This window comes from Labrenzia sp. CP4 (genome assembly GCF_001579905.1).
GTDB classification, from domain to species: domain Bacteria; phylum Pseudomonadota; class Alphaproteobacteria; order Rhizobiales; family Stappiaceae; genus Roseibium; species Roseibium algicola.
Map to the genome: position 1 here is coordinate 2,387,561 of NZ_CP011927.1, position 22,513 is coordinate 2,410,073.

Genomic DNA, 22,513 nt, shown 5'->3' on the forward strand with positions numbered 1-22,513 from the left:
ACCATGGAAAAATATGCCTTCAAGATGAAGCTCAATCCGGGCATGGAATCGGAATACCGGAAGCGCCATGACGAAATCTGGCCGGAACTGGTGGCCTTGTTGAAAGACGCGGGCATCAGCGACTATTCAATTCATCTGGATCCCGAGACCGACATCCTCTTCGGCGTGCTTTGGCGCCAGGATGGTCACAAGATGGACGATCTGCCGAACCACCCGGTGATGCGGAAATGGTGGGCACATATGGCCGATGTTATGGCGACGAAGCCGGACAACGAACCAGCGGCAACACCGCTCACAACCGTCTTTCACATGGATTGAGCGTTGATGGCAGCGATCCGGAATGTGGGCGTCATCGATATTGGCAAGACCAACGCCAAGGTCGCCGTGGTCGATCTGGACCAGCGCAGGGAACTTGGCGTCCTGACGCGGCCCAACACGGTCCTGCCGGGGCCGCCCTATCCGCATTTCGACCTGGAAGGCCACTGGGATTTCATCTGCGACGCGCTGAGGGAGCTGCACAAGGCCCATGGTATCGATGCCCTGTCGGTGACGACGCATGGTGCCAGCGCCGTTCTTCTGGACGCGGAAGGAAGCCTTGCCGCGCCAATGCTGGACTATGAATTCTCCGGCCCGGACGACCTGGCGACCGCCTATGATGTGATCCGGCCGGAATTCGCGGAAACCGGGTCACCCAGGCTTGGCATGGGCCTCAATCTGGGCGCGCAACTCCATTGGCAACTGAAAACGGACCCGGGTCTGCTTGACCGGGTTGCTACAGTTCTGACCTATCCGCAATACTGGACCTACAAGCTCACCGGCGTTCTTTCCAACGAGGTAACTTCACTCGGTTGTCATACAGACCTGTGGTGCCCGTCCGAAAACCGGTTCTCCTCGTTAGTGAACCGCCTCGGTCTGGAGGAGAAGATGGCTCCCGTGCGCAAGGCGGGTGATCGTCTCGGGTCCGTCCTGCCGGAGGTTGTGGCCCGGACCGGATTGCCGAAGGATATTCCGGTCGCCTGCGGCATTCACGATTCCAACGCGTCGCTTTATCCGCATCTGATCCTGCGACAGCCTCCGTTTTCGGTCGTCTCCACCGGCACCTGGGTGATCGTGCTGGCGATAGGAGGTGGTCGGGTGCTCCTCGATCCGTGCCGCGACACGCTGATCAACGTCAACGCTTTCGCTGATCCTGTGCCTTCGGCAAGGTTCATGGGGGGGCGTGAGTTCGACATGATCCTGAAGGGACGTGAAAAGGGCTGTTCGGAAGAACAGATTGATACCGTGCTTTCTCGCGAGATCATGCTTTTTCCCGCTGTCGACCCACGTTCCGGCCCTTTCCAGGCCAGCGAGTATCACTGGAGCGTGGACGAGACGCTCCTGACCGACGGCGAGTGCTTTGCGGCTTTGTCTTTCTATCTGGCGCTGGTGACGGCGGAGTGCCTGGCGATGACCGGTGCAGAAGGTCCAATTGTCGTGGAGGGGCCGTTCGCGCAAAACGGGCTTTACCTTGACATGCTGGAGGCTGCGACCGGGCGGCCGGTTGAAGCATCGGCTGGGTCGCTCACCGGAACCAGTATCGGCGCCGCGTTGCTGGTAGCGGAGGGTGATACGGAAAAACGGCAGCAGGCTGGCCCACGCGGACGCGGCGGCGAACGTCTCTCTCGGCTGAAGCAATACGCTGGGAAATGGCAAGAACAGCTCCAGTGAGCGAACTGCCATCCCCTGATACGCACGGCTTTTCCCTTTTCCCGGCAGCCTTGATCCGCTATGTCAGCGCAAAGACAGCGAACCCAACAAGCCGCCGAGCTTCTCAAATGAACGATATTGCCGACAGTACCGACATCGACGTACCCGCGTTGCTTCGCAATGCACCTGCGAGCGTCGAGTTCAAGAAGCTGAGAAAGCGCCTCTTGCGCCAGGCGCGTGAGGCGATTGCCGACTTCGGGATGCTGCCGGAAGGGGCTTCCCAGGAAAAGCGGCCGAAGTGGCTGGTCTGCCTGTCGGGTGGCAAGGACAGTTACACGCTGCTGGCGGTGCTGGTCGAACTGAAATGGCGGGGGCTGCTGCCGGTCGACCTGATCGCCTGCAATCTCGATCAGGCGCAGCCCGGCTTTCCGGCGGACATCCTGCCGAAATTCTTCGAGGACAACGGTATCGAGCACATCATCGTGCGCGAAGACACCTATTCCATTGTCACCGACAAGATCCCCGAGCACCGCACCTATTGTTCGCTGTGTTCGCGCCTGCGCCGCGGAATTCTCTACCGGATCGCACGGGAGCAGGGCTGCGAGGCCATCGTGCTCGGCCATCACCGGGAAGATATTCTGGAGACGTTCTTCATGAACCTCTTCCACGGTGGCCGTCTGGCCTCCATGCCGCCCAAGCTGATCAACGACGAGGGTGATCTTTTGGTGCTCCGCCCGCTTGCCTATTCTGCTGAAAGCGACATCGCACGCTTTGCCAATGGCATGCAGTTCCCGATCATTCCCTGCAATCTCTGTGGCTCGCAGGACGGCCTGCAGCGCGAGGAAGTCAAACGCATGCTGCAGGGCTGGGAAAAGGCAACGCCGGGACGCCTCGGCGTCATGGCCCGCGCCCTCGGCCACACCCGGCCGTCGCATCTCCTCGACCGCTCGCTCTACGACTTCGTCAACCTGCGCCCTGCCGAGGGCGGGGTAGAGGTGAGCGGCGAAGCAGAAGAACCCTGTGGCGCAAGCTTGGCGATGACGGCAAAGCTGTTCGCAGCGGAGTGACCTTCTGAGGCGCATCCGCGGTAACAACGGCGTTCAGATAGCCCTATTCCTTATCCCCCACGCTCCCCGTCATTGCCGGACTTGATCCGGCAATCCATTCCCTGGCCTTTCCAAATCGATAGGCGTTGCCGTGTCGTTTTGCATCGGCATGGATGCCATGGTCGAGCCATGGCATGACGAGGGGGGCACTGACAGGGATGATCTCGCAGCTCAGCCTGCTCAGTCATTGTCACACGTCCTTGGCTTGTCATCCCGGTTTGTCGCACCAGCGACAAGACCGGGATGCAGTATGCCCTGCGATTGGACCTCTAAAAAGAAATGTATTTCAAAATCTTATCGGTTTTTCGCTGGGGTGAGTGCCTGTGAACGCGGAGACGTGCACCTATTGAAATCGATATGAGCCTCTTGCCCACTTCCAGCGCGCAGGTGAGCGCTTGACCTCACCGGAATAGCCACCGGCCTATGCTGCAAACAGGTCTCGCAGCCAGGTTTCCACCCGTTGAACCGCCGGTTTTCGCGGTGAGGAATTGTCCCGGTTCAGCAGGTAATGGGTGCGCATGGAAGGCAGCCCCGGGTCCAGAGGGGTCGTCAGCCGTCCGCTTCCCGCCAGCCGGGCTGCAACCTTGCCCAGCAGCAGGGCGACACCGCCGCCGACAGCCGCCAGTTCAACCGCCGCGAGGGAGGTGTCGACAGTGACGCCCGAGTGTCCGGATGGCTGCGTGAGGGACTGAGCTTCGAAAAAACGTGGCCAGTGATCGTCGAAGCCGAGAATGTGAATGCGTGGAAGATCCATCAGATCCGCCGGATCCTTCAATCTTTCGGCCAGCGCTGGATGACACACCGGCACGATCTTTTCCGGCCCCAGCGGTTCTGCATGCGCACCTGGCCAATTGCCTGTGCCGAGGCGGATCTCGATGTCGGTGCCGGTCTCAAGGGCTGTGTCGGCCCAGATTGCCGACAAGAGCCGAATGTCCAGTTCAGGATGGGTCTTCTGAAACTCCGCCAGGGCAGGGGCGATGATGAGAACAGTTTCGGAAATCGGCGCCCGAATGGTTACGGAGCCGGCCGTTCGGTTGCCGAAGAGGCTGTCCGTGGAGACGGCAAGGTCCTGCAAGGCCTTGCGTACCGACGGCAGATATGCCCGGCCGCTGGCGGTAAGCTCCAGCTTTCGCGTCGTGCGTTCGAAAAGCTGATGGCCGAGCTGGCTTTCCAGTGCGCTGATGTGCGTGCTGACAGCGGCCTGGGTGAGGCCGAGTTCCGCGCCCGCTGCGGTGAAGCCGCCCAGCCGGCTGACGGCTTCGAAGCTTCTCAGCCATACGAGATTGGGGAGTGCCGACATTCTCTTCATTCATAAAAATAATTTGGTAATTAGCTGAATTAATATCATTTCTCTATTTCATAGGCGAGGCGCAAAGTGAAGGCATGAAACCCTGTTTCACGAAAGGCGCTTCTCATGCAGGTCGGTTTCATCGGATTGGGCAATGTCGGCGGCAAACTGGCTGGCAGCCTGCTGCGCAACGGTCTTGAGGTCATGGTGCTGGACCTCAATCCGCTGCTTATGGAAAGCTTTGCGGCCAGGGGAGCCAGACGCGGTGAAAGCCCGAAGGAGCTTGCAGAAAGCTGCGATGTCGTCATCACCTGCCTGCCCAGTCCGGCAGCCTGTGCTGCGGTCGTGGAAGGTCCGGACGGTATTCTGGAAGGTATTGGCCCGGGCAGGATCTGGGCGGAAATGTCGACAACGGACGCCGGCGAAGTGCGCCGTCTGGCAGGGCTTGTCGTCGCCAGAGGAGCGGAGGCGATCGAATGCCCGGTTTCGGGCGGCTGCCACAGGGCTGCTACCGGAAATATCTCGATCTTTGCCGGGTGTCCGCGGGAAACCTTCGAGCGCATGCTGCCGCTCCTGACCGTTCTGGGGCGGCGCGTGCTGCACACCGGCGAAATCGGCTCGGCATCCGTTCTGAAAGTCGTCACGAACTATCTGGCCACTGCCAATCTGGTGTCTTTGGTCGAAGCGCTGACCACCTGCAAGGCAGCCGGAATGGATCTTGGCACGGCTTACGAGGCAATCCGGATTTCCTCAGGTAACTCGTTCGTCCATGAAACGGAGAGCCAGGTCATCCTCAACGGCTCGCGCGACATCTCCTTCACCATGGATCTTGTTGCCAAGGACATCGGCCTGTTCCAGAAAATCGCAGACGATCATCAGGTGCCGCTGGAAGTGTCGCCGCTTCTCAACCGGATTTTTGCAGACGGGATCAACCGCTATGGTCCGCGGGAATTGTCGCCCAACATCATCAAACGTCTTGAAGATGCAACCGGTCTTGATATCCGGGCACCGGGTTTTCCGGATGAGATGGTTGACGAGGAGCCGGAAGAAGCCGGATATGAGGTTATGCCAAGAAGTGGCGACGACATGAAACTGAACAGACGGGAAGCAGCAGGCGGATGATTGAAAAGCGGCAGTTCTATATCGGTGGATCCTGGGTCGATCCGGTCGAGGCAAAAACGCTCGAGGTGATCAACCCGGCAACGGAAAAGCCGGTTGCCGTGATCTCCCTGGGCAGTGCCGCCGATGTGGACAAGGCGGTTGCCGCAGCCAAGGCCGCATTTGCAACCTGGTCGGAAACAAGTGTCGAGGAACGTGCCGCGCTTCTTGAGCGTGTCATCGCGATCTACCATCGCCGGTCGGAGGAAATGGACGAAGCGATCCGGCTTGAAATGGGGGCACCGCGCAGCTTTGCGCGCGGCAGCCAGACGCCTGCCGGATCCGGCCACCTGGAAGCGACGCTGGAAGCTCTGAAGCATCATGTGTTCGAACGTCCGAGCCCGCGTGGCGGCAGCGTGCTGCGGCACGAGCCGATTGGCGTTTGTGGCTTGATCACACCCTGGAACTGGCCGATCAACCAGATTGCGGCAAAGGTCGCGCCCGCGCTTGCTGCTGGTTGCACCATGGTGCTGAAGCCAAGTGAAATTGCGCCTCTCTCCGGGCTTCTCTTCGCCGAGATCCTGGATGAGGCCGGCTGCCCGGCTGGTGTTTTCAATCTGGTAAATGGCGATGGGCCGGGCGTCGGATCTGCAATGTCCTCGCATCCGGATATCGACATGATGTCCTTTACCGGTTCGACCCGTGCCGGCGTCGCGGTCAGTCAGAATGCTGCACCGACCGTCAAGCGTGTTGCTCTGGAGCTCGGCGGCAAGTCGGCCAACCTGCTCTTTGCGGATGCGGACCTGGAAACGGCCCTGCGCACGTCGCTGTCGGGCTGCTTTTCCAACACGGGCCAGTCCTGCGATGCACCGACCCGTCTGCTCGTGGAGCGAAGCGTCTATGACGAGGCTATTGCGCTTGCCGGAAAGATTGCAGCGGAAACCAAGGTCGGGGATCCGGCGGAGGAGGGAGATCACATCGGGCCGGTGATCAGTGACCTGCAATACGAAAAGATCCAGGGTCATATCGAGCGCGGTCTGGCAGACGGTGCCCGCCTTGTTGCCGGAGGTCCAGGCAAACCGAAGGGGTTCGAGACAGGGTATTTCGTTCAGCCGACAGTCTTTGCCGATGTTACCAACCAGATGTCGATTGCCCGTAACGAGATCTTCGGGCCCGTGTTGGTGATGATCCCGTTCGACACGGAAGAGGAGGCTGTCGCGATTGCCAACGATACGCCTTACGGCCTTGCCGCCTATATCCAGACCGGCGATCCGGAACGGGCGAAGCGCGTAGCCCGCAAACTGCGTGCGGGCAGCGTCTATATCAACGGCAACAGCCCGGACTGGGATGTGCCGTTCGGCGGTTACAAACAGTCCGGCAATGGCCGCGAATATGGCGAATTCGGCCTGGAAGACTTTCTGGAACTGAAAGCCATTACAGGCTGATACCAGGCAGCGGACGCACCAGCCATTGCTGATGGCTGGAGATGGCGAAGGGACCGGCTGGCCGGCCCCTTTTCTGCAAGCGTGTCTTGAACCTTACAAAACGACGATCTGGGATCCGTCAGCAACCCGGCTGTAAAGATCGATGACGTCCTGGTTGATCAGGCGGACACAGCCACTGGAAACCGCAGAACCGATGGTCCAGTATTCGCCCGTGCCGTGGATGCGGTAGAGCGTATCCTTGTTGCCCTGGAAGATGTAGAGCGCTCTTGCACCCAGCGGGTTTTCGATGCCCGGGGGCATGCCGCCGTTACGCCAACTCCATTTTTCCAGTTCCGGCTGCCGCTGGATCATCTCTTCCGGCGGTGTCCATTTGGGCCAGGCGGCCTTGCGGGCGATCCGCGCACGGCCGGACCATTCGAACCCGGCACGACCCAGGCCGACGCCGTAGCGCATCGCCTTGCCGTTTTCCTGGACGAGGTAGAGGTAGTAGTTGCTGGTATCGACGACCAGCGTACCGACCTTCTCGCTGGTCTGATAATCGACCTGTTTGCGGTAGTAGCGTTCCGGTACCTTCTTCAAATCCGGAGCAGGGATCGGAAACTGCTCTTCCGGCATCGCACGGTACATGGCAAGGACAGACGGATCCTGCCAGGGGGCAAGTGGCTGCTGGGGAGCGGTCGTCATACAGCCGCTGACGGCGAGCCCTGTAAGGCTCGCCGACCCGGCAAGAAATGATCTTCTTGTAAGGTTCGTCATTTGAAGGCTACTGGCCTGTTTCTAGATAAGGGACGGGAGGATCGGCCGGATTTTGGCCGAGGGTGTAAACCGTGTATTGCGCCGTCGGGTCGTCGCCCATGCCGAGCGACCCCTGGGGCATGCCCGGAACCGCGATGCCGCGAATGTCCGGACGCTCCGACAGCATTTTTTCAACCGCTTCCAGCGGCACGTGTCCTTCGATGATGTATTTCCGGTCACCGCCGGTCACCGCCGTGTGGCAGGCCTGCATGTCGTCCGGAATGCCTGCCTGCGCCTTGATGGAGCTCAGGTCTTCCATATCGTGAACGGCGACCTTGTAGCCGGCAGCCTCGACAGCCTCGGTCCACAGCTCGCAACAACCGCACCAGGGTGACTTGTAGACCGTGATTGTGTTGTCTTCCGCAGCCCAGGCGACCGAGGACAAGGCCAGGAACCCACCGGCAAGTGCAAAAGCGAAAGGTCTCCTAGACATGGTCGGCCTCCTTTCGTGCGTACACATGGCATGGCTTGCCCATGACACGATGCAGAATCACATGCATGGCGACGCAGCCGAACATCGGCACGGCCAGCAGCAACGCTTCACCAGCCGTCAGTCCGGTCGGTGCAGAAACGATCAGCAGACCGGTCACCACCGCCATCAGCAGGCAGCAGCCGAACATGAAGAGATTGTTCCTGTTCAGATGTTTCCGAATTCGAAATGCAGGCGCGGCATAGGATGCCTGTGTACCGTTTTCCTGAAGACTCATGATTTTTTCCTGTCTTTCAGGCGAACTGTTCTCATGCCGGTCAATTGTGCCCCGGCAAGATGTCGTTCAACCTTCCAATAGTGTTGGCTAAGCCGGAACTTTGTGTTCCGTTGGATTGTCAGCCTTTAATGGGAGGTTGATCTTCCGCGGACGGCAGAGCGTCCGTCAGGACGGGAGGTGACGTGGTTTCCGGCCCGGTCACCGCGGATTGGAATTGCAGCGCCACAACGGAGAAATGAGACAGGCAATCCGGGCCGCACCCGAAGGGTTTGGTGGTTTTTCCGGTCTGGCTGTCCGGTTGGCAACATTGGGCATGATGCGCGGTAAATTGCACCGTCTTTGCGGCCAGGTCCGTTTCCACCGCCATCGAGCGTTCCAGAGCGCGAATGCTCTTTGGAACATGCGTGTAGGCTGCGGCGGTTGTGACCCCGGCAAAAAAGCAGATCAACAATGTGATCAAGACGTTGCGCATTCAATCTCAGTACCCGACAGGGGTCTCAATTTCCATACCTTGGCTGCTCACAAGCGCGTAATCGCGAATTGAGGTCAAACCGTGGCTTGCCACGGAGTCTGCCCCGGGTACCACCTATGCGTTTTTTGCAAGTGTCGGCGACTGGGGCGCGCCACACAGGTGTGAGCAGAGGGGGCGCGTTCATGTGCACTGGACAGCTCGCCATGTGTTCCATATCTCTTTTTTCATGACCGTGCACGCGCAGCAAACCTCGAACGACTACGGGATCCTTGTGGAGCCGCTTGCCGGCGAAGTGACGGCCTGGCGGGGGGACCAGTTGCTGGCGCGGTCTTCAAAGGCGCGGGTGATGTATGAAACCCGGCTTGCACCTGCGATCTATTTCCCGCGCGACGACGTTCTGGCAGACCTCGAACCGGCTCCGGAGCGCAGAACCTTCTGCCCGTTCAAGGGAACGGCTAGCTACAGCCACGTCCGGGTCGGCAACGAAACGCTGGAGAACGGCGCCTGGAGTTATCTCAATGCGTTGCCGGAAGGTAAGGCTGTTGATGGCCTTGTGGCCTTTATGCCGGGAGTGGCGAGCCGGGTCGATTTTCAGGGCGCCCCGATTGATCCGTTGCCTGTCGGGAACATTACAGGGCCTACGGTCGATTGGCTGCTGCGCGAAGCCTGGGCCGCGAAAACGCCGGAAGAACTTACAGCCGCCCTTGGCCGGAAACTGGTGGAGGACGGGATAGCCGTCTGCCGAATCAGCATCCTGATCTGGTCACTGCACCCGATGATTGCCGGCCGTCATTATGTGTGGACGCGCGACGACGATACCGTGCAGAGCTTTGCTCCGTCCTACGAGACACTGGAGAGCCCGGCCTTTCGCCTGAGCCCGCTTCAGCATGTGGCCGACGGTTTGGGAGGCATTCGGCAAAAGATCGATTCGAACCCCGACGAGTTCAATTTCCCGATCATGGAAGACCTGAGGCAGCAGGGCGTAACCGACTATGTCGCCATGCCGCTGCCTTTTTCCGACGGGCGGATCAATGTGATGACCCTCGCTTCGGATCATCCTGCCGGTTTCACCACGGCAAACCTCGGACTGGTGTTCGAATGTTCGGCCCTTATCAGCCGGCTTTTCGAGGTATTTGCTCTGACATCGAACGCGACATCCCTTCTGGAAACCTATCTGGGCAAGCGGACAGGCGCGCGGGTTCTGGGCGGCGATATCCGGCGTGGGGACGGCGATGTCATCGACGCGGCGATCCTGTTCTGCGACCTCAGGCATTCCACTCGGCTCGAAACGGAGCTTGGCCGGCAAGCCTATGTCGGTGAACTCAACCGTTTCTTCGAAGTCACGACCGACATCGTCAACGCGCATGAAGGCGAGGTCCTGAAATTTATCGGCGATGCAGTGCTGGCGATTTTCCCAGCGGGCGTCGGCCTGGAAGAGGCCTGCCGGCAAGCAGTTGCCAGTGCCGAGGAGATCGTTCGCCGTCTGAAGGTGCCAGACCCGGACACACAGGGCATCTCCATGCACTGTGCCATCGGCATCGCCTTTGGTGAGGTCACCTACGGCAACGTCGGATCAAGGGAGCGGCTTGATTTCACGGTAATTGGCCATGCAGCCAACATCGCGGCACGACTTGGGGATTACGGCAAGGTTATCGGGCAGGAGATCGTTGCGACGGCCGAAGTGGCCCTGGAAGCAGGGCTGCCGTCGATCCCGCTCGGATCGGTCGACCTGCACAATGTCGCCGGGCCTGTGGCAGCGCATGCGGTCACGACGCGGGATGACTGAGCAAAAGACCTGAATTCTTCAAGTCGGCCAGCTTACAAAGTCGTTTTCCGCTCTTGTTTCACAGATCTATTAGGGATGCGGCCCCGTTTTGGGGGATGCCTGTCACCATCTGCCAAGTGCTGAGCGAGCGAACGCTCAGCCTGAAGCGCGCCGGAATTCAGCGGACGGTGTGTTCTCCGTCAAATCCGCCCATCGGCTGGTTGCGGACAAGGATTACGAGGCCTTCCTTGCTGGGCTCGGCATCCTTCAGTGCAACACCGCCGTAGTTGGCGCAAAGTTCTTCAGCACTCTTGGCTTTGGCTGGAGTAAACATGGTGAGCGCCTGGCAGTCGACGCGGCGCAGTTCGCCGTCGGTCTTTACGCCACCGGACATGACGATGCCGGCTCCGACAAGTGCCAGAACGAAAGTGGAGGTGGCAGCAACTGCAATCTTGTTCATTGTCCCCGGTCCCATTTCCCGGCTCCGTTGTTTGATAGAGCCCTGCGATATGGTCGGAGAATGGCGGAACGCACCTATACTCACCCTGAAATCCGCATTCACCTTGCGTTCAGCTTAGGTGATTCGGCAATTTTTGCCGAGATGGTGCCTGCATTCGACCGCAACCGATTCCGGTTAACATTGGATAAAGTGCAAGTCCAAGTGGTTTTGACGGGGTTTGAGCCCGATTGGCATCATTCTGATTTACCCGGCGAATGGTTCCGGAGTGCCTTATGGCACCCGTCATTCCGGACAAGTCCGGCGAAGCTGCGCGCCGATCCGGAAACCAGATGTCATCGTGAGCAAAGCGAACTCTTTATTTCAATGGAAGGCCGCGCCTCGGGCGCGAAAAATGTCTGGATTCCGGATCGGCGTTCGGCGTTGCCTCACTTGTCCGGAATGACGGGAAGGTGAGGCGCAACTCAACACACCAAAAAGCGCATCTTGAACCGTCGCCCGGCTCTCTCCCTCACCATCGTCATCCCGGACAAGCGAAGCGCGAGCCGGGATCGGAGAGCCACCTGCGGTCAGGGATCCCGGTCGTTTCATGCCGCAACCCGGCTCTCCATTTCCGGATTACTACCATTGCAGCACCCTGAGACACGAAAAAGGGGCGGTAGAACCGCCCCTTGAAAGCCTCGATCGGAACCTGCAGCCGGCTCAGGCGGTCTGCTGAGTGGTCTCGATGCCTTTTTCGGTGAGAAGGCCCTGCAGTTCCTGATTCTGGAACATTTCGCGGATGATGTCACAGCCGCCGACGAATTCACCCTTCACGTAGAGCTGCGGAATAGTCGGCCAGTTGGTGAATTCCTTGATGCCCTGGCGCAGATCGTCGTCTTCCAGAACGTTGATGCCTTTGTAAGGAGCGCCAACATAGTCAAGGATCTGTACGACCTGACCGGAAAAACCGCACTGCGGGAAGTTCGGCGTGCCTTTCATGAAAAGCACAACGTCGTTGGTGTCGACTTCGTTCTTGATCCAGTCCTGGATGCTCATGGGTCCGTCCTTTGTCTCTTTGCCGCCTATCTGGCGAGATCCGGCGGCAGATTCAAGTGCTCGCGCTGCCTGCGCGGCAATGTGTCAACTCAATCCGGTGCCTTGGTCTGAAGGGCGAGGGCGTGCAAAGCGCCGCCCATGTTGCCTTTCAGTGCCTCGTAAACCAGCTGATGCTGCTGCACGCGGCTCTTGCCCCGGAAGGATTCCGAGACAACATTCGCTGCATAGTGATCGCCGTCTCCAGCCAAATCCCGGATCTCGACCTGAGCATCGGGCAAAGCCGCCTTGATCAGGGTCTCGATCTCATTTGCGTTCATCGGCATCGTGCGTCCGTCCTGTTGTTAAGTTCCTGAAGGTCAAACGGCTTATGCCGTTGCCATGTAATTCGGGAACCAATCTTCGTGCGCTTTTTTCAAGTTTGCAACGGATATGGTGAGAATGCCCTCAACAGTCAAATCCGTGCCACCGGTGGTGCCGATTTGTTGAACGTCGATACCGCCGTCCAGAATGTCTTCCAGAACGGCTTCCACCTTGTCCTGGGAAACGGTGACGACGTAGCGTCCCTGGTCTTCACCGAAGAGCGCGGCATGGGCCGGCCCATCGATCTTGACCGTTGCGCCGATGCCACTGGACATCGCCATCTCGGCGAGAGCGACACCCAGGCCGCCGGAAGAAATATCGTGTACAGCCGTCAGACGAGCCGCACCGATGAGCTGGCGAACCAGCGTGCCGCGGCGCTTTTCTGCCGCCAGGTCGACCGGCGGCGGAGCGCCTTCCTCACGACCCAGAATATCCGCGAGATACTGGGATGCGCCCAGATGGGTGCCCTTGCCACCGATGAGCAGGATTGCGTCACCTTCGTTTACGAAGGCCGCACCTGCGCGCACCGTGACGTCCGGAAGCAGTCCGACACCGCCAATGGCCGGGGTCGGCAGGATCGCTTCGCCATGGGTCTCGTTGTACAGTGACACGTTGCCGGAAACGATCGGGAACTCGAGTTCCCGGCAGGCTTCGCCGATGCCTTTGATGCAGCCGACGAACTGGCCCATGATTTCCGGCTTTTCCGGGTTGCCGAAATTCAGGTTGTCGGTTGCAGCCAGCGGTTCGGAGCCGACGGCGGTCAGGTTGCGCCACACTTCGGCAACGGCCTGCTTGCCGCCTTCAAACGGGTCCGCCTCGCAATAGCGCGGTGTCACGTCAACGGAGAAGGACAGGCCCTTGCGGGTGCCTTCCACGCGGATGACACCGGCATCACCGCCCGGCGTCGCGGCCGAATTGCCCTGGATCAGCGTGTCGTATTGTTCATAGACCCAGCGGCGGGACGAGCCGTTGGCGTTGCCGACCAGGGTCTTGAGAGCTTCGGCATAGTCCGCCGGTTCCTCGATTTCGGACGCGGACAGAACGGGGCGCTTTTTCGGCTCGACCCAGGGACGGTCATATTCGGGAGCTTCGTCACCGAGTTCCTTGATCGGCAGATCGGCGACGACTTCGCCCTGGTGCTTGACGATGAAGCGCAGCGTGTCGGTGGTCTTGCCGACGATGGCGAAGTCGAGGCCCCATTTCTTGAAGATGGCTTCGGCTTCGTGTTCCTTTTCCGGACGCAGAACCATGAGCATGCGCTCCTGGCTTTCCGAAAGCATCATTTCGTAGGCGCTCATCTGTTCTTCGCGCACCGGCACCTTGTCGAGGTCCAGCTCGATGCCGAGGTCGCCGCTGGCGCCCATCTCGACGGCAGAACAGGTAAGACCGGCCGCACCCATGTCCTGGATGGCGATGACCGCGCCGGTTTCCATGAGCTCAAGGCACGCTTCCAGCAGGCATTTTTCGGTGAAGGGATCGCCAACCTGAACGGTGGGGCGCTTTTCTTCGATCGTATCGTCGAATTCCGCCGAAGCCATGGTCGCGCCGCCGACGCCGTCACGGCCGGTCTTGGCGCCGAGATAGACGACCGGCAGGCCGACGCCTTCGGCCTTGGCCAGGAAGATCGCATCCGATTTTGCAAGGCCTGCCGCAAAGGCGTTGACCAGGCAGTTGCCGTTGTAGCGGGCGTGGAACTCGACTTCGCCGCCGACTGTCGGAACGCCGAAGGAGTTGCCGTAGCCGCCAACACCGGAAACGACGCCGGAAACGAGGTGACGGGTGCGCGGATGATCGGGTTCGCCGAAGCGCAGGGCATTCATCGCCGCAACCGGTCGCGCGCCCATGGTGAAGACGTCACGCAGGATGCCGCCGACACCGGTCGCAGCGCCCTGATAAGGCTCGATGTAGGACGGGTGGTTGTGGCTCTCCATCTTGAAGACCACGGCCTGGCCATCGCCGATATCGACCACACCCGCGTTTTCACCCGGGCCCTGAAGCACGCGCGGACCTTCCGTCGGCAGGGTCTTCAGCCATTTCTTGGAGGATTTGTACGAGCAGTGCTCGTTCCACATGGCTGAAAAGATGCCCAGCTCGGTGAAGGTCGGCTCGCGGCCGATCAGTTCCAGGATGCGCTCATATTCATCCGGCTTCAGACCGTGGGAAGCAATCAGGTCGGGCGTGATCTTGATGTCGTTCGGGATCATGACGTTTCACTGTTTTTGGCCAGTGTTTCTGGCCAATGGGTGGGGCCGCGACGGCACGGGCAGACGATGATGCCGCCGTTTAGCAGATTGTCCCCCAATTTGGGAGCCTTGCGGTGCAAAGAAATTCGACAAATTTGATCGCGGGCGACGCGATTGGCCTTGCAGACGTTCTTCCACCTGACAGCGCAGTGCATTCCAACCGGCACAAGTTCGAATTCAAGCCCGGAATCAAGGCCAAATACGGTTCGTAAAAGTCTCACCGGCAAAGCGGAGATGGCTGCAATGCGGGTGTTTCAGTGCATTTGGGTGCGGTCTTGACAGATTTGGACGATTGTCCTAATTGGATTTTAGGGCAATTGTCCTAATCATGCCGGGCGTGTTCGAATGCGCCTGTTCTGAAAACCGAAAACCCTGTCAGGCAATCCGTCCTGCTGAAACGTGGAGGAGCAATCCTCCACGAACGGAATCGCCTTGCCGGTCGTTCCTGCATGCACGGGGTTTTGAGAGGAAGGAATTCCACTGGTGCAAGACTTGATGAATCAGACCCGAAAGCTTTTTGCCGCCACACTCATGGCCGCGACCCTTGCCGGTTCACCGGTTTTCGCGGAAGGCGATCAGGTGGGTGAAAGTCCATGGGGACCGGAAGACGAGATCGGCACGCTCAACATGATGAGCGATGCCTCCCGGTTGGAGATCTTGCAGCGCATCGATGCCGGCAGGATTTATGATCTCGGTGTGGATCTCTTTGTCGGCATGCCAGATTGTTGCAGTGCCGCCTTTGGAGATCCGACTTACCAGATGATGATGCTTGATACGCCGGCGCGCGGGGATGGCAGCAAGGAGCTCCTTTCGCATTCCAGCGAAGCGATTTCGATGAATACCCACACGGGAACCCATATCGACACGCTCAGTCACTTCGGACTTCACGGGAAAATCTGGAACAACGTTAGCGCCGACGAGGCGCAGGGCGCGCGCGGGTGGGCGAAATCGGGTGCGGACAAGTATCCACCCATCATTGCGCGCGGCGTGCTGATCGACGTTGCGAAGGCCAAGGGTGTGGATGTGCTGCCGGCGTCCTACGCCATTACGGTGGATGATCTGAAAACCGCGCTGGATGCGCAGGGAACCAGCTTGCAGGAAGGTGATGTGGTGCTCATCCGTACCGGCCAGATGCAGCATTGGCCGGACAAGTCGAAACTGGTGCTGTTCAGCCAGTCAGGGCTTGGCCTTGATGCCGCAAGGTGGCTGGCCGAGGAGCAAAAGGCGATGGTGCTGGGCGCGGATAACCTGGGTCTGGAAAGTTTCCCGTCCACCAACCCGGACAATTTCGCACCTGTTCATTCCTATCTGCTGGCGCAAAAGGGAATCTCGTTTATTGAGCTCTTGTGGCTGGAAGACCTGGCAAGGGACGAGGTGCATGAATTTGCCTTCATTACCTCGCCGCTGAAACTGCGTGGCGCCACCGGCTCGCCGATCCGCCCGATTGCGGTCCCCGTCAGAAGCAATCGCTGAAACTGTCCTTCTGGCCGGCGGAGTAAAGTCTCCGCCGGTTTGGGCAGGCAGGAGAAGATCTCCCCTTTGCGCTAGGTCCGACTTTTCTGAGGAGGTTCATCCGAGGGCGTTGCGGAGGACGGAACCTGTATAGCCGGCATAGGCCAGGAGCATGATGGCGCCCTCGCGCCGACAGATACGGCCCCCCGTCATGGCAAAGACCAGAAGGATCACTGTAGCCCCCAACAAAACCCAGATGTCGAAGCTCATGATTTCCTGCGGGACCTGGAGGGGGGTGATAACCGCGGTAATGCCCAGAATGCCCAGGATATTGAAGAGGTTGGAGCCAAGGATGTTGCCAAGAGCAATATCTGTCTGACGCTTGAGAGCTGCGATCACCGAGGTGACCAGCTCAGGCAGGGACGTGCCGACCGCGACGATGGTGACGCCGATAACCGCGTCGCTGATGCCCGCTGCCTGCGCAAGGCTGGTCGCCCCGGACACCAGAAAGTGTGCTCCACCCAGGATCATTACCAGCCCGCCAAATGCCATCGCCAGATTGAGTAGCAGGTTCAGCTGTCCGGCTTTGGGAGCGACCAGCTGGATTTCACCCCTGTGCAGTTCTGCCGAAGGCGTTTGCGTGCCTTTTTCCATCCGGTAGGTGACAACAAGATAGACCGCCAGGGCGAGTATCAGGACCAGGCCCGCTTCCCGTCCAATCAAGCCGGACAATGCAAGGGCCGTGAAAGCGAGGGCTGCCAGAGCGTTGGCCGGACCATCGCGCAGCAACGCTTTGGGGTCGACCAACAACGGTGAGATGACGGCCGTCAGCCCCAGAATGAGCAGGATATTGGCGATGTTCGAGCCGGCGACGTTGCCGACCGCAAGGCCGGCAGACCCGTTGAGTGCCGCCAGCACGCTCGTCATCAGTTCCGGTGTCGACGTGCCGAAGCCCACAAGGACCAGGCCGATCAGAAGTTCGGAGATGCCGAAGCGCTTTGCAAGGCCGACAGAACCGCGCACAAGCACGTCACCACCGGCCACGAGGAGAACCAGGCCGAGCGCAATTTCAAAGACAGTCATTTTGGAGATCCCGAGGACACGTCGCTGGCAGATGGTGTGCCGGATTGCACCGCACAATGGCTCTTGAGGTGCCGCGCACACTTTTTTCGCGCGATAGCAAAAGGACTTCCCGTGGCGGCTATCGGTCTAGCCCTTTGGCGCCGGCCGGACATCCGGATTGACGTGATACCCAGGGCCGATGGTAAGCGGTTTTGCCGGCATCGCCTTCGGCGCGACACTGGATTTGAGACCCTTTTCGTGGCGCTCTATTTCCTCGCCCGTCTTTGCGTCGATGACATGAAGAACTGCCGCATAGGTGCGTTCGGCTTCAACATCGCTGAGGGACGGTGTTTCGAAGCTGTAGTTGCGCTTGGCGTGGGAAACGGCCTTTTCGACCTCGATCTTGCCACCTTGCGGGCTTTCAAACTCGGCAATGAGCCGGGTGCCAAGGGGCAGGGGTTTTACGAGGCCAACCGTAATGCCCGCCCGAATGTCGGCGATACGGTAGTTGTAGATGAAGCCTCCGCCGGTGATTTCGGCGAAGCTGGCGCTTTCCAGGATGGACTGATTGTAGCGGTAGACGGTTCCGAAGACTGCGATGCAATAGACAGCCGCTGCCACGCCGGCCAGTTTCACCCACAAAGGCACAGACCCTGTCATCACAACCTCCCGGTAGTCAGTTCACATTGTCAGCAGCGCCGGTGCAGAACAAGGAAAACGTGTTTCCGGTATCGAGCGATGTGAGGCAGGCAAACCGGCGGTTTGCTTACTTGCGGAGAGCGTTGCCGTTGCCATTGCGCCTCAGACAGTCCTCGATCGCCTCGACGAACTCCGCACCGTAAAAGGACACCCGTCTTTCATTGTCGTTTCCCGTCACAGGAACTGAAAGTGTCAGCGTTGGCGCAAACCAGAGATCGCGGCGATATGCGTCCGAGACTGCGGTCCAGGGGATGAGTATCGGCTTGTGGCCGATCCTGAAGACAAAGATCGGGTACATGTGGAGCCCTGCATCGGACAGGGTCACATCCACGCTGTTGCGGTAGTTGCCGAAGAGACCGAAGCGGATGGTGCGCCAGTTCCAGGTGCGGCCTTCCGGCTTCCGGGTTGCCGGGTAGGCTTTTGCCAGTCCCGCCCAGCCACCTGTATGGGCAATGACAAAGACGATCAGCGACCAGAACAGGGCGAAGACGACTGCGAAGGCTGGCAGGATCAAGAAGAGCAAGCTGGTTTCAGACATGTTTCTCCGCCTTCAAAGGGTCGCTATTCGAAACTGTCGTAGCAGGCGCCGCTGTCCTCCAGCAAATTTTGCAGGATCAGCAGACCCTTCGCGGTTTCCTGCCGGGTCATCGGGTTGGTGATGCCGATACGAACGCGGTGATAGACCTTGCCGGATCGGCCGGTTTTGAACTCGTCTTCATCGTCGATCAGCACATTGGTGGCGGCGGCTGCCGCCTTGAAAGTGCCGGAGAGCCAGGGTTCGGGAAGCTTCAGCCAGAGAAACGGCGCGTCGGCGGCGGCAAACATGTCGTAGGCACCGAGATATTTCTGCACCAGTTCGAAACGGGCGGAGACTTCCGCGAGGATTTTCTGACGGAATTCGTCGGCAGCGCCAGATAGAACCAGCCGGGATGACAATTCCGACAGGAGAAAGGATATGCCGCCGGTCAGCATCTTGTGGGCGGTGTAGATCCGCTGTGCGTGAGACAGCGGGCTGGAAACCCAGCCACCGCGTACGCCTGCCGTCACGGACTTGGACAGCGAGCCGACATGAAAGGTACGCTCCGGTGCCAGTGCGGCGAGCGGGGGCGGCGAGGTTTCGCGCAAGGAACCGTAGACCTCGTCCTCAATGATCCAGAGATTGTACTGGCGGGCGATGGTTACAATGTCCGCACGGCGCTGTTCACCCATCATGCCGAGGGTCGGATTATGCATGGTCGGCATCACGAACAGCAGCTTCGGGTGTTTCTGCGCGCAGACCCTTGCGAGATCTTCGGGCAGGGGACCTTCGTCGTCCCGCGCGATCTGCACCGGCCTGCGGCCGGAGAGAGCCGCGCCACGGGCGATCGAGCTGTAGGTCAGTTCCTCGAAGGCGACCTGATCGCCAGGCGCGGTCGTTGCCGCGATGATTGCCATGATTGCCGCCTGGGCGCCTGTCGTCGGCACGATGCTGCCTTCCGGCGGCTGCCAGCCGGTACGGGACAGCCAGATCCGCCCGGCCTGGCGCCAGCTTTCGGGCACGGAGCGGGTGTAGCTGGCAATTTCGTACGGCGCATCACGGGTGATGTCTGCCGTCAGCCGTCCAATGACGCCGGCCTGGCCGATCTCGGGTGCGGATGTGCTGTCGAAGCGGATTGCCTCCGGCGAAGGCACCATGACCCTGGTGCCGCCAAAGGCGACATCCTTAGGCATGTGCATCGCGCCTTGCGTCCAGGAAGAGGCGGCCATGTCATGCGCGGCTGAGCCGTTGGTCTGCTGTGTCGGCCGGTCAAGGTCCGGTTTGGTGTCTTCTTCGAGTGACGGTTCATAGGTGCTGCCGAGCACGAATGTGCCGCGCCCGACTTCGCCACTGACGAGGCCACGCTGACGGATCAGGGCGTAGGCGCGTCCTATGGTGCCGACAGTGACACCCAGATCATACGCAAGGTCGCGCTGCGGCGGCAGTTTGGAACCGGCACCAAGCGCGCCAGTGGCAATATCCTCGGCGATGCGGTCCGCCAGCCGGATGTAGAGGGGCCCTTGGCCCTCGGGAATCTCTGGGTGCCAATTTGTCATGGTGACAATTTAATATATTGCATCCCGAATGGAGTCAATTCATATGATTGTAGCGCAACAATGCGCCCAATTGATGCAATTGTCACCCTGGAGATGTCTCAAATGAGTTCAATCGAAACAATATCCGGGCGCCCGATATCGCGGCTCCGGATTCCCGGCGGTTTTACCAAAACGGCTTTCAGCTATCTGAAGGTTTGGTTTGTCAGGCGCCGGACCCGCCTGGAACTTCTGGAATTGTCAGACGCGGCCCTTGAGGACCTCGGACTGACCCGGGAAGCTGCGCTTGCCGAGGCAATGCGCCCCTTCTGGGATACCGAAAGCCGGCGCAAGGGCCGGTATTGATGCGGAGATCTTTGGCGATCCCACCAAACAAGGACCTGCTACCCCTGGCGAGTCTTTGTTGATGCCGGACACGATGCAGCCCGTGTCCGGCATCCTTGTTTTCAATTCCGTATCAAGGTGCTGTCAGACCGCACCGGTATATTCGCCGCGTGCCGGATAGTCGTTCTTCTGAACGAAATCGAGTGCACCGACCATTTCCTGGAAGTGCGGACGCACGAAAGGCATGGTCTGGACGGAGGCGAAATAGAGCGTGCCGTCCGGTCTGACAAGAAAGACACCAGGCTCGGAAAACAGCGCAGGCTCCTCGATGCCGATCGAGGTGGTGCCGCGGCTGGTTGAAACATAAAGTCCCCATTCCCTCGCAACACTCAGCGGCAGGCCGTAGCCAAAGCGCAGATCCGCGTGGCCGACCTTTTCCGCCATCTTTTCCGCACGGTCCTTGTCGTCCGACGAAATAGCGATCGTCTTTACGCCCTTGGCCGCGAAGTCGGCGGTCAGACGGCCGAGTTCCTTAAGGTAAGTGGCGCAGATCGGACAATGAAGGCCGCGGTAGAACACTACCAGCGTTGCAAAGTCGGCGTTATCCTTGGACAGATCAAAGGTGCCGGAGCTCAGGGTTTCGACCGTGAGGCCGGGTACCGGTTGGCGTGGAACGAGCATGTTTTCCTCATTTGGCTAGGCAAGGCTTCACTTTTCCCTGCGGATGGCTGTAAGGTAGTGAACGCAAGCGCTATAAACATTCAAAAAATATGCTCAGGAGTACGGAAATGTCGGTCCCATATCGCACGTCCTTTAATGGAAGGCTGGACCGGCTGTCTTCGCTCATCGACCGGCTCCGCGTTCAGGTGGACATTTCACTGGCAGCGGACGGGAGCGAAAGCGATGCCAACCTGAGGGTCTATGACAGTCCTGAGAGAGGGCAGAGACTGGTTTTCTGCCCGGAGCGGGACGGATCTGCCGTGCTTGCCGGCATGGAAGCAGCCCCCGACGAAACGTCGCTTGTCGCTGCCCGGATCACGATATCAGGTGTCGGCAGGCAGCTGGTCAGTGCCTTGCCGGAATGCATTTCCGTGCCGATGTCGGAAGATCCATATCTCACCGCTGTCGTGACGCCGCTGATCGAGGAGGCGACAATGCCCAGGTGCGGTGGGCAGGCTGCCTTCCAGCGTTTGTGCGAAGTGGTGGTGATCCGCCTGCTGCGTCATGCCATGGAAGAGGGCAAGGCCGATACCGGCCTCCTGAACGGTCTTGCAAACCCGCGGATCGCAGCCGCCCTGGTGGCAATCCACGAGGTGCCCGGAGAACACTGGACGCTGGAAAAACTGGCCGAGACCGCCGGCATGTCGCGCACCCAGTTCGCGGTGACGTTCAAGGAACTCGTCGGGACGACACCCATGGGTTATCTCTCGAACTGGCGGTTGGATATTGCCCGCTCGGAACTGGAAACAGGCAGGCAGGTCAAGGCCGTCGCGAGCCTCTGCGGCTTCGCAAGTCCGGCGGCCTTTTCCAGGGCCTTCTCCCGCCGTTTCGGCTATTCCCCCAAACAAAAGCGCAGCCAGGCGGCCTGAACCGTTTGTTCGCTGAACCTCACTAGCCCCCGTTTTTGTCATCCCGGTTTGGCGCAAAGCGCCAAGACCGGGATCCAGTAGCTTTCAGGCCTGAACGAATGGGCAAAGCGGTCCAGGCAGCCGATTACTGGATCCCCGCCTTCGCGGGGATGACAAGGGAGGTGGAGGGCGGCTCGGTTTCGTGAGGTGCTGGCAGATTGAAGCGCGAGAGTGTACCGCGTTCACACTTCGATGGTCAGGCTACAGCGACATTCCCAACCCGCTTGTCATCCCGGTTTGGTGCGCAGCGCCAAGACCGGGATCCAGTAGTCGCGGGAGCTGGCAAGATAATGCGATGTGACCGAGGTAGCCGGTTACTGGATCCCCGCCTACGCGGGGATGACAAGGAAGGTGAGGGCGGTTTTGGTTGGTGAGGCGCTGGCAGATTGAAGCGCGAGAGTGTACCGCATTCACACTTCGATGTTCAGGCAACTGCGTCTTTACCAACCTGCTTGTCATCCCGGTTTGGTGCGTAGCACCAAGACCGGGATCCAGTAATCGCGGGAGCTGGCAGGATAATGCGATGTGACCGAGGCAGCCGGTTACTGGATCCCCGCCTTCGTGGGGATGACAAGGAAGGTGAGGGCGGCTCGGGTTCGTGAGGTGCTGGCAGATTGGTGCGCGAGTGGGGACCGCATTCATTCATCGATGTTCAGGCTACAGCGACATTCCCAACCCGCTTGTCATCCCGGTTTGGTGCGCAGCGCCAAGACCGGGATCCAGTAGTCGCGGGAGCTGGCAAGATAATGCGATGTGACCGAGGTAGCCGGTTACTGGATCCCCGCCTTCGCGGGGATGACAAGGAAGGTGAGGGCGGC

The 22,513-nt window shown here is 59.7% G+C and carries 24 protein-coding genes; 10 read left to right on the forward strand and 14 right to left on the reverse strand.

All coding sequences use genetic code 11. The annotated features are described in order from the left end of the window. The first annotated feature begins 3 nt into the window (after positions 1 to 3). The 3 genes from rhaM (at position 4) to ttcA (ending at position 2,753) form a co-directional block, all read left to right on the forward strand. Positions 4 to 318: an L-rhamnose mutarotase gene (gene rhaM / locus ACP90_RS11065; protein ID WP_062488365.1), complete on the forward strand. Its 315-nt coding sequence runs from the start codon at positions 4 to 6 to the stop codon at positions 316 to 318. A 6-nt stretch (positions 319 to 324) separates the two neighbouring features. After that, entirely contained in the window at positions 325 to 1,707 is a 1,383-nt protein-coding gene (locus ACP90_RS11070; protein WP_062488366.1) for an FGGY-family carbohydrate kinase, read from the forward strand. A gap of 107 nt (positions 1,708 to 1,814) precedes the next feature. Next, on the forward strand, positions 1,815 to 2,753 hold the full coding sequence (gene ttcA / locus ACP90_RS11075; protein ID WP_062488367.1) for a tRNA 2-thiocytidine(32) synthetase TtcA: 939 nt from the start codon (positions 1,815 to 1,817) through the stop codon (positions 2,751 to 2,753). Positions 2,754 to 3,213: 460 nt separating this feature from the next. Here ttcA and ACP90_RS11080 read toward each other — a convergent pair whose 3' ends face one another. Then, the gene (locus ACP90_RS11080; protein ID WP_062488368.1) at positions 3,214 to 4,092 is read right to left on the reverse strand and encodes a LysR substrate-binding domain-containing protein; all 879 of its coding nucleotides are present in this window, start codon (positions 4,090 to 4,092) and stop codon (positions 3,214 to 3,216) included. A 114-nt stretch (positions 4,093 to 4,206) separates the two neighbouring features. Between ACP90_RS11080 and ACP90_RS11085 the strand changes: the two genes are divergently transcribed. Beyond that, the gene (locus ACP90_RS11085; protein ID WP_062488369.1) at positions 4,207 to 5,202 is read left to right on the forward strand and encodes an NAD(P)-dependent oxidoreductase; all 996 of its coding nucleotides are present in this window, start codon (positions 4,207 to 4,209) and stop codon (positions 5,200 to 5,202) included. Continuing rightward, positions 5,199 to 6,623 carry an aldehyde dehydrogenase family protein gene (locus ACP90_RS11090; RefSeq protein ID WP_062488370.1) on the forward strand — a complete coding sequence of 475 codons (1,425 nt, stop codon included), beginning with the start codon at positions 5,199 to 5,201 and terminating at the stop codon, positions 6,621 to 6,623. Before ACP90_RS11085 ends, ACP90_RS11090 begins: the two co-directional genes overlap by 4 nt. Positions 6,624 to 6,716: 93 nt before the next feature. Here ACP90_RS11090 and ACP90_RS11095 read toward each other — a convergent pair whose 3' ends face one another. The 4 genes from ACP90_RS11095 to ACP90_RS11110 form a co-directional block, all read right to left on the reverse strand. After that, complete coding sequence (locus tag ACP90_RS11095) at positions 6,717 to 7,307, reverse strand: L,D-transpeptidase (RefSeq protein WP_077292536.1); 591 nt, start codon at positions 7,305 to 7,307, stop codon at positions 6,717 to 6,719. Between the two features lie 79 nt (positions 7,308 to 7,386). After that, on the reverse strand, positions 7,387 to 7,851 hold the full coding sequence (locus ACP90_RS11100; protein WP_055655078.1) for a DUF411 domain-containing protein: 465 nt from the start codon (positions 7,849 to 7,851) through the stop codon (positions 7,387 to 7,389). Continuing rightward, entirely contained in the window at positions 7,844 to 8,125 is a 282-nt protein-coding gene (locus ACP90_RS11105) for a hypothetical protein (RefSeq protein ID WP_062488372.1), read from the reverse strand. Before ACP90_RS11105 ends, ACP90_RS11100 begins: the two co-directional genes overlap by 8 nt. A 118-nt stretch (positions 8,126 to 8,243) precedes the next feature. Further along, positions 8,244 to 8,597 (reverse strand): hypothetical protein, encoded by a 354-nt coding sequence (locus ACP90_RS11110; RefSeq protein WP_062488373.1) that lies wholly within the window; start codon positions 8,595 to 8,597, stop codon positions 8,244 to 8,246. A gap of 205 nt (positions 8,598 to 8,802) precedes the next feature. Here ACP90_RS11110 and ACP90_RS11115 point away from each other — a divergent pair, with 205 nt between their 5' ends. After that, positions 8,803 to 10,383, forward strand: coding sequence for a DUF427 domain-containing protein (locus ACP90_RS11115; RefSeq protein WP_208992479.1), 1,581 nt, complete (start codon positions 8,803 to 8,805; stop codon positions 10,381 to 10,383). A 157-nt stretch (positions 10,384 to 10,540) separates the two neighbouring features. Here the strand turns inward: ACP90_RS11115 and ACP90_RS11120 are convergent, their stop codons facing one another. Next, a complete protein-coding gene (locus ACP90_RS11120) occupies positions 10,541 to 10,822 on the reverse strand; it encodes a hypothetical protein (RefSeq protein WP_023000868.1) in 282 nt (93 codons plus the stop codon). A gap of 60 nt (positions 10,823 to 10,882) precedes the next feature. Here ACP90_RS11120 and ACP90_RS28220 point away from each other — a divergent pair, with 60 nt between their 5' ends. Next, complete coding sequence (locus tag ACP90_RS28220) at positions 10,883 to 11,275, forward strand: hypothetical protein (protein WP_145915754.1); 393 nt, start codon at positions 10,883 to 10,885, stop codon at positions 11,273 to 11,275. Positions 11,276 to 11,521: 246 nt separating this feature from the next. On the opposite strand, the gene grxD is transcribed toward ACP90_RS28220, so the two are convergent. The 3 genes from grxD to purL form a co-directional block, all read right to left on the reverse strand. Continuing rightward, entirely contained in the window at positions 11,522 to 11,857 is a 336-nt protein-coding gene (grxD, locus tag ACP90_RS11125) for a Grx4 family monothiol glutaredoxin (RefSeq protein WP_023000869.1), read from the reverse strand. A gap of 89 nt (positions 11,858 to 11,946) precedes the next feature. Then, positions 11,947 to 12,180, reverse strand: a complete 234-nt coding sequence (locus ACP90_RS11130; protein ID WP_006932469.1) for a BolA family transcriptional regulator — start codon at positions 12,178 to 12,180, stop codon at positions 11,947 to 11,949. 42 nt (positions 12,181 to 12,222) lie between these two features. Continuing rightward, positions 12,223 to 14,421: a phosphoribosylformylglycinamidine synthase subunit PurL gene (gene purL, locus ACP90_RS11135; protein WP_055655071.1), complete on the reverse strand. Its 2,199-nt coding sequence runs from the start codon at positions 14,419 to 14,421 to the stop codon at positions 12,223 to 12,225. Positions 14,422 to 14,955: 534 nt separating this feature from the next. On the opposite strand from purL, the gene ACP90_RS11140 reads away from it, so the two are divergent. Further along, entirely contained in the window at positions 14,956 to 15,933 is a 978-nt protein-coding gene (locus ACP90_RS11140) for a cyclase family protein (RefSeq protein ID WP_062488375.1), read from the forward strand. Positions 15,934 to 16,029: 96 nt separating this feature from the next. On the opposite strand, the gene ACP90_RS11145 is transcribed toward ACP90_RS11140, so the two are convergent. From ACP90_RS11145 to ACP90_RS11160, 4 genes are all read right to left on the reverse strand, one after another. Beyond that, on the reverse strand, positions 16,030 to 16,995 hold the full coding sequence (locus ACP90_RS11145; RefSeq protein WP_062488376.1) for a calcium/sodium antiporter: 966 nt from the start codon (positions 16,993 to 16,995) through the stop codon (positions 16,030 to 16,032). Positions 16,996 to 17,121: 126 nt separating this feature from the next. Further along, positions 17,122 to 17,634, reverse strand: coding sequence for a hypothetical protein (locus ACP90_RS11150; protein ID WP_145915755.1), 513 nt, complete (start codon positions 17,632 to 17,634; stop codon positions 17,122 to 17,124). A 106-nt stretch (positions 17,635 to 17,740) separates the two neighbouring features. Continuing rightward, positions 17,741 to 18,211, reverse strand: a complete 471-nt coding sequence (locus ACP90_RS11155; protein ID WP_062488378.1) for a hypothetical protein — start codon at positions 18,209 to 18,211, stop codon at positions 17,741 to 17,743. A 23-nt stretch (positions 18,212 to 18,234) separates the two neighbouring features. Beyond that, positions 18,235 to 19,746: a PLP-dependent aminotransferase family protein gene (locus ACP90_RS11160; RefSeq protein WP_062488379.1), complete on the reverse strand. Its 1,512-nt coding sequence runs from the start codon at positions 19,744 to 19,746 to the stop codon at positions 18,235 to 18,237. 102 nt (positions 19,747 to 19,848) lie between these two features. Here ACP90_RS11160 and ACP90_RS11165 point away from each other — a divergent pair, with 102 nt between their 5' ends. Beyond that, a complete protein-coding gene (locus tag ACP90_RS11165; protein WP_208993507.1) occupies positions 19,849 to 20,088 on the forward strand; it encodes a DUF1127 domain-containing protein in 240 nt (79 codons plus the stop codon). Between the two features lie 123 nt (positions 20,089 to 20,211). Here the strand turns inward: ACP90_RS11165 and ACP90_RS11170 are convergent, their stop codons facing one another. Continuing rightward, complete coding sequence (locus ACP90_RS11170; RefSeq protein ID WP_023000878.1) at positions 20,212 to 20,748, reverse strand: peroxiredoxin-like family protein; 537 nt, start codon at positions 20,746 to 20,748, stop codon at positions 20,212 to 20,214. A 107-nt stretch (positions 20,749 to 20,855) separates the two neighbouring features. On the opposite strand from ACP90_RS11170, the gene ACP90_RS11175 reads away from it, so the two are divergent. Continuing rightward, entirely contained in the window at positions 20,856 to 21,656 is an 801-nt protein-coding gene (locus ACP90_RS11175; RefSeq protein WP_062488381.1) for an AraC family transcriptional regulator, read from the forward strand. Positions 21,657 to 22,513 lie beyond the last annotated feature (857 nt).